11 protein-coding genes and 4 pseudogenes are annotated in these 5,618 nt (G+C 47.8%); 7 read left to right on the plus strand and 8 right to left on the minus strand.

What is annotated here, in order from left to right; translation table 11 throughout:
• Both EII23_RS11575 and EII23_RS11580 read left to right on the plus strand, forming a co-directional pair.
• Positions 1-186: pseudogene (locus tag EII23_RS11575) on the plus strand (transposase); the annotation flags it as partial.
• Positions 187-229: 43 nt separating this feature from the next.
• Positions 230-359 (plus strand): annotated as a pseudogene (locus EII23_RS11580) (IS5/IS1182 family transposase); the annotation flags it as partial.
• Here EII23_RS11580 and EII23_RS11585 read toward each other — a convergent pair.
• Together EII23_RS11585 and EII23_RS11590 are read right to left on the minus strand one after the other, a co-directional pair.
• Positions 348-617, minus strand: a complete 270-nt coding sequence (locus EII23_RS11585; protein ID WP_124793501.1) for a hypothetical protein — start codon at positions 615-617, stop codon at positions 348-350. The pseudogene EII23_RS11580 and the gene EII23_RS11585 overlap by 12 nt on opposite strands.
• 193 nt (positions 618-810) lie before the next feature.
• On the minus strand, positions 811-1,056 hold the full coding sequence (locus tag EII23_RS11590) for a helix-turn-helix domain-containing protein (protein WP_124793502.1): 246 nt from the start codon (positions 1,054-1,056) through the stop codon (positions 811-813).
• A gap of 205 nt (positions 1,057-1,261) precedes the next feature.
• On the opposite strand from EII23_RS11590, the gene EII23_RS11595 reads away from it, so the two are divergent.
• Both EII23_RS11595 and EII23_RS11600 read left to right on the plus strand, forming a co-directional pair.
• Positions 1,262-1,444: a hypothetical protein gene (locus EII23_RS11595; RefSeq protein ID WP_124793503.1), complete on the plus strand. Its 183-nt coding sequence runs from the start codon at positions 1,262-1,264 to the stop codon at positions 1,442-1,444.
• Between the two features lie 71 nt (positions 1,445-1,515).
• On the plus strand, positions 1,516-2,145 hold the full coding sequence (locus EII23_RS11600) for a hypothetical protein (protein ID WP_124793504.1): 630 nt from the start codon (positions 1,516-1,518) through the stop codon (positions 2,143-2,145).
• 195 nt (positions 2,146-2,340) lie between these two features.
• On the opposite strand, the pseudogene EII23_RS11605 reads toward EII23_RS11600, so the two are convergent.
• The 4 genes and pseudogenes from EII23_RS11605 to EII23_RS11625 all read right to left on the minus strand — a co-directional run.
• A pseudogene (locus EII23_RS11605) lies at positions 2,341-2,551 on the minus strand (transposase); the annotation flags it as partial.
• 135 nt (positions 2,552-2,686) lie between these two features.
• Positions 2,687-2,977: a hypothetical protein gene (locus tag EII23_RS11615; protein ID WP_124793505.1), complete on the minus strand. Its 291-nt coding sequence runs from the start codon at positions 2,975-2,977 to the stop codon at positions 2,687-2,689.
• Positions 2,978-3,170: 193 nt separating this feature from the next.
• Positions 3,171-3,518 carry a type II toxin-antitoxin system RelE/ParE family toxin gene (locus tag EII23_RS11620; RefSeq protein ID WP_124793506.1) on the minus strand — a complete coding sequence of 116 codons (348 nt, stop codon included), beginning with the start codon at positions 3,516-3,518 and terminating at the stop codon, positions 3,171-3,173.
• Positions 3,515-3,790: a type II toxin-antitoxin system Phd/YefM family antitoxin gene (locus EII23_RS11625; RefSeq protein WP_124793507.1), complete on the minus strand. Its 276-nt coding sequence runs from the start codon at positions 3,788-3,790 to the stop codon at positions 3,515-3,517. Before EII23_RS11625 ends, EII23_RS11620 begins: the two co-directional genes overlap by 4 nt.
• Positions 3,791-4,099: 309 nt before the next feature.
• Between EII23_RS11625 and EII23_RS11630 the strand changes: the two genes are divergently transcribed.
• Complete coding sequence (locus EII23_RS11630; protein ID WP_221620398.1) at positions 4,100-4,471, plus strand: type II toxin-antitoxin system RelE/ParE family toxin; 372 nt, start codon at positions 4,100-4,102, stop codon at positions 4,469-4,471.
• Positions 4,464-4,838 carry a DNA-binding transcriptional regulator gene (locus tag EII23_RS11635; protein WP_260424709.1) on the plus strand — a complete coding sequence of 125 codons (375 nt, stop codon included), beginning with the start codon at positions 4,464-4,466 and terminating at the stop codon, positions 4,836-4,838. The genes EII23_RS11630 and EII23_RS11635 overlap by 8 nt, the downstream gene beginning before the upstream one ends.
• Before the next feature lie 93 nt (positions 4,839-4,931).
• On the opposite strand, the gene EII23_RS11640 is transcribed toward EII23_RS11635, so the two are convergent.
• Positions 4,932-5,162, minus strand: coding sequence for a hypothetical protein (locus EII23_RS11640; protein ID WP_124793508.1), 231 nt, complete (start codon positions 5,160-5,162; stop codon positions 4,932-4,934).
• The gene (locus EII23_RS13685; protein WP_409360241.1) at positions 5,141-5,254 is read right to left on the minus strand and encodes a hypothetical protein; all 114 of its coding nucleotides are present in this window, start codon (positions 5,252-5,254) and stop codon (positions 5,141-5,143) included. The genes EII23_RS11640 and EII23_RS13685 overlap by 22 nt, the downstream gene beginning before the upstream one ends.
• A 184-nt stretch (positions 5,255-5,438) precedes the next feature.
• Between EII23_RS13685 and EII23_RS13510 the strand changes: the two are divergent.
• Positions 5,439-5,618, plus strand: a pseudogene (locus EII23_RS13510) (IS3 family transposase); the annotation flags it as partial.

Raw genomic sequence — 5,618 nt, forward strand, 5'->3', positions numbered from 1 at the left:
CGCAGCAAAACGGCTATGCCGAACGCTATAACCGAACCGTGCGGTATGACTGGCTGAATCAGTATCTCTTTGAGTCATTGGATACAGGAGTTTGCCACGGCCTGGCTCTGGATCTATAACAACGAACGGCCCAACATGGGCATCGATGGCATCACCCCGGCCATGAAACTGAAACGGGCGGCATAGGCTCTACTTTTGAATACTACCACAAATGGGGAGATTACACTGGTACCTGATAGGGAACGCATTCCTCCATTTGAAGCGATGGCGCGGCATTGCGACCCTATGCGAAAAATGCAGACTCATTCTTGGCTGCTATTCAGATCAGATGTATCTTTTTATGGGCTTCAATCTCGTGACGACACTATCCAGTTGGATAGAGCGTTAGCCTCTGGAGTCAAAGGCCACAGGTTCAAATCCTGTCGGGCGCGCCACCTGACAGCAAGCCCTTGCGACACGACGCGCAAGGGCTTTTCTGCATGCAAAAATGAGGGGCTACACCAGCTTTTGGTGAAGGGGTTTTCAGCGCCCCTGACGACAGGCTGCACCGTCCGCTGCACATTGATCAGGGCTTTGGCCAGTTCGATAGTGTCCTGAGATTGGTAGGTGAAATTCATATACCCTCCTGAATAAACGATACGCTTTAAAGTCAAAGCCTCCGCAGTGAGCGGAGGCTTTGACTTGGGGCTTTGCTCAGGAAAGTAATATAGCTGTGAACCGTGTTGGATGACACAGAAATCAGTCGCGCATGAAAGTTGGCTCCGGAGTCGGCAAAGGCTCCCGCCACCATCAAAGTACGGGATAGCACCGTTATTTTAAGGGAAAAATGCGAAAGAAATCCCCCAAGGACAAGGAAAAAGCGCGGGCAAGACGTGCCAGATTAATGAGACTAATATTTCGTTTGCCACGCTCCACATCACTTAAATAGGTAACGTTCAGCCCTGCCATCTCTGCAACTTGCTCCTGAGTGAGTGCCCGCTCGCGGCGGTAGGCGCGAAGAGATGCGCCAACTATTTGTAAAAGTTCATAATCTTGTTTCGAGTAGGCTCCAGACATAAAAACTCCTGAAGATATCCTACTAGCTTGACTAGCGCATAAACATCGACTATGAGTGAATACGAGCCTAAATTTAGAGTCGCAGAACTTGGTGGCGTTTTGGTGAAGATATGTTGCTTCTGCGTCACCCTTTTCACTCCTTTTATGAGGGAAAATGCGTAACGCATCGTCTTAAAAATTAAATTTCTTCTTTCAGGAGGCACAGATGCTTATTGTTCTTGGATGTATCATCGCAATATTTTGTGGATTTTATCTTGGCTATGCTTGGACTGGGAGTATATTTTTTGGTATTATTGGAGCACTTGGAATCGGACTTGTTAGTTTGACTGGATTTGGATTTTTAGTGGTTGTAGTTTTAACAATAGTAACAGCAGTCATTAAAAGATAATATTTATAAAATAGTATAACAATTTAGTTTCTTTTTCAAATAAATAATATAAAAAAAACAGGAGAGATAAAATGCTTTTAAAAAAATTGATAAAATGGCTTGTATTTTTTTGGGTGTGCCTTATACCAGCTACAATTATCCCTGCGTTACTTCCTATTGTTTCAATATTAGGTATTGCTGGTGCTATTGTCATCATTCACAAACATAATAAATGGATTTCTGAAAGGGCATTAGATTTCAACATCAAACCATATCAATTTAAAAAATATTTAAAGTCTGCAATAAAGTTCAAGGACGAAGAGGTTATGATGGGATTTTCAAATGCCATGAATGATAAATTTATTAATGATAAAATAGATTCAGATAAATGGTTTGAATTTGTTACATCTATGTATCCGATTTTATCCATACGCAAAGAAATAAATAAAAAATTAAATATCAAAAAAGAATCTTTCTATAGCGAACATTATGATGTTTTAGATAGCGTATTTGCCCAGTTTTCTGAAATTATAGAAAAAAAATGGCCCATAAACACAAGAGAGGATATTAATAACCCAACACACTCAAATAATTTTGAATTATATCAAAAATGCACTATTCGTCTAGAAGAGTGGAAAAAAAGAATGTGTGGTACTCTTCAAAAGCGAGAAAATGAACGATTTTCTTTGGAAAACAAAGAATTATCGCAAAAATCATTGTAGTTATCTTGTGCCCCCCTGTACCCCTCTCTTAAAATAGTTCAGACCAAAACTGGAGGTAGTGTCCAGAAATTTTCGCACTTTTCGTAGCAGCCGTATGGTGTGGGTTTTGGCTCTGCCTTGAGGAGTCGGCGCGGGCCTTGTGAGCGGGATGCGAAGCGGCAATCCCGCGCTGCAAGGGCCGTGACGGCTCCGGTTCTATGCCGACATCTCCGTTCTCATATTCATGTACCGTTGCGTACCCCATTTCTGCCCCGCCATGTACCTGAGCCTGGCCGCTACCAGCATCAGGGCGGCATGCCCATCAGGAAAGCTGCCCACAACGCGCGTTCGACGACGAATTTCCCGGTTCAATCGCTCAAGAGGGTTGTTGGTTCGGTCGGGTATGCCGCCAGTGCGCCACAGGAAACACCAATTCCCTGTTGACAAATGGGAGTGTACGCGCACCAAACGCATCGAAAAGATACAGGGCAATCCAAACAATTTTGTAAAATTCCCCTGCCTAGAGGCGGGGTTATGGTGAAAAGGATTTCTTTGTATCGCCTCAAAACCAGAAACGTACCTGCCCCGGCTTTGCTCTCGCAATCTGTGCGCACTGGGTGACTGTCAGGGCATTGTCGTCCATCTTGATCGTCAATGTGGCCCCCTGAATAAGGGCAGAGGCAACGTTTATCAGCTCGGTGACGGTATACCGGCGCTTATCCATATCCACAATAAGTGAACCACCTGCCTGCGCGATCTGGCGCAATTCCGTAACGTTCTTCTCGCCTGCAAGGCAGGGGGATGTCAGCAGGGCACAAAGAAGGGGCACCATCAGAAAGAGAGGCTTGGACATAGTTCCTCCGTTTTGCCTTTTGTATCGCACACCTTGTAGTGAAGCCGCTACAGTCATCAAAATTTCAATCAACGCACGTGCCAGCGCCTCCGGCTTTCACCGGAGGCGCTGGCACTTTAGACTCCACTCTGAGTAATGTGCTGGAAGTCTCCGGTTTTGGTCTGAACTATTTTAAGGGAGAGGTACAGGGGCACTACCCCCGCAGCACTTTTTGTACAAGCTGCCCCGCCACATCGCGTCGAGAATCAAACACCCAATGGACATGCACCACGGCCTCAAGCGCCTCGTAGATTATGCGCCACGGATGGACATGTATTTCACGATAACGGGTGATGCCCACCATTTCCAGTTCTGGGGGGACATTGCCACGCAGAGGGAAACTATCCAGAGAAAGGATGGCCTGCTCAAGCTTGTCCAGAATCGCCTCCGCCTGCTCCTGCCCTGCACTTGCCGCTGTATAGGAGTATATCTCCAGCAAGTCTTGCTCTGATTCCGGGGAGAGCACGACCTCCCAATGAGGCGCCCCTGCGGGATGGATCATGGTTTAGCCTTTGCACGCAGGCCGACAAAAACTTCTTGGGCAGAGCGCCCCTTGCCCGCCTCAAAGCTCTTGCCGGAAAGGCTGAGGGCCTTGAGCATGGCAAATGTTTCCTGCATGCGCTCGTATTCATGGATACCCATGAGCACGGCCTTGGCCTCGCCATTCTGGGTAATCACAACAGGCGGTGCAGCCTCTTCGCTAAAAGTACGAATGATTTCTGCGGCTTGTGCCTTGACCTCACTGATCGGTCGTACTGCGGTGCTGAGTTGCATATCCACGCTCCTTTGGCCAAATACGTACTAAATTTGGTTTTTTGAGTCAAGCTGGTTTTGCTCCATCGTGTGCCGGTCAGTCTGCATGCTTCGGTCGAAAGGTGTGCCTGGGATGCCGCACATACAACTGAAGACGGCATCCCAATGCAGAGGAGTGTAATCCCCCCCCAAAAATGGCAGCGTTTGAAAGCAGAATTTCCCATACTCATGAAGCGAGAGCTTTTAGAGAGTTTCACGCTTTCAATGAAAGCCGTACTTCAACTATATGAAATTCAAAATAAATTTTTTAAAGAATCATCATAAAGGTGAATGTCTCAGATTTTATGGGAGCTTGACAACTATACGGCAAAGCCGCACAGTCAAGCTGTGTATTACGAGTTTGTAGAACTGGGCCTCTTTGCTGCTCTACGAGACGAACTGTTTTCGGAAGAACAGTTTTTGGCGTTCCAATGGTATCTTTGCCAGCGCCCCGATGCCGGGGATGTAATCCCGGAAACCGGAGGCTGCCGCAAAATCCGCTGGAAGGTGCAAGGCAAGGGAAAAAGGGGCGGAGCGCGGGTGATATACTTTTTGCGCAATAAGGCGGGACAAATCGTCCTCGTGACTGCCTATGGCAAAAATGAGCGCGAAGATGTCCCGCGCCAGTGGCTACGCAAGCTCAAGGAGACCTATGATGAGTAAGGCACAAAAACTCATGCGCCAGGCTCTGGAAGATCCCACAGGGGAAATGCTCCGGCCCGTGCGCAAGACCGTATTGCAGCCGCAGGCCGATGGCTCGGTGTTGCGTCATGTGCTGAACAAGAATGGTGCTGTCATCGCGGAAGATATTATCAGTGCGGAGCAAAGGCTCGCACTGGACGCCCGTATCAAGCTGGGCCTTTCGCAACACCAGTTTGCCGACTTGTTGGGCATTTCCGTCCGCACTCTGCACGATTGGGAGCAGGGACGGCGCGAACCCTCCGGAGCCGCCAAGACGCTGCTAAAAGTAGTTGCATTGCATCCCCAGGTTGTACAGGAAGTGATGGGGACATCCGTCCAAGTATCGTAGTCACGAGACTGTTCAACTCTCATTTTGTGGCACAGTTCGCTTGTCTTCAACCGTAAGCGAGGAACATATGCCCAAGCAGCCTACTTCCTGTTTTTAATCGATGCCATTGTCCCTGTTCCACTGTTTCAGATCAATTACATTTGTTCTGCTACCATCCGGTTGCAACATGTAAACCGTTCCATTTTCAGGGTCGCATTTGGCAATGGGGCAACCTTTGGCTTTCAGCCGTTCAATCGCCAGACGAGACGCTGCTTGCGCTCGTCTGGTCAGTTCTGCGTCATCCAAATCCCAATCATTTTTCATTATTTCAGCAGACATTGCCATAACTCTCTCAGTTCTTTACGGAGCAGCTTGATTTCAGCGTTCAGTTCCACCTTGCGGTTGAACTGCTTTGCATTGACGATCTTCTTTTCCAACGCCGCTATCTGTCGCTCAAGTTTGCGTCTAGCTTTGTCACGATTACTTGTTCCTGGAGCCGTTCAGCAGGTTTGGTGCCAAGAGTTTCATCAGCTACCTGACGAACAAAGTTTTCATAAACCGCATCCAAAGACAAGCCATCAATGGTTAGTGGTGTAATCCCCCCCAAAAATGGTAGCGTTTGAAGGGCTCGGCATTGAGATTGATTTTTCCTTGTCGTTGGAGCGGCCAATCCGCGCCCCGGAACATCATTGAACGGCGGGGCTGTCCCAGGGAGATTCGTTGTGATAACGGCCCTGAATATGTGAGCGGCATTTTCCAGTCCTGGGCTGAAAAAAGAGGAATTCGCATCCGGTACATTCA

Origin of the sequence: Desulfovibrio sp. OH1186_COT-070 (genome assembly GCF_003860215.1) — a bacterium.
GTDB lineage: Bacteria > Desulfobacterota > Desulfovibrionia > Desulfovibrionales > Desulfovibrionaceae > Desulfovibrio.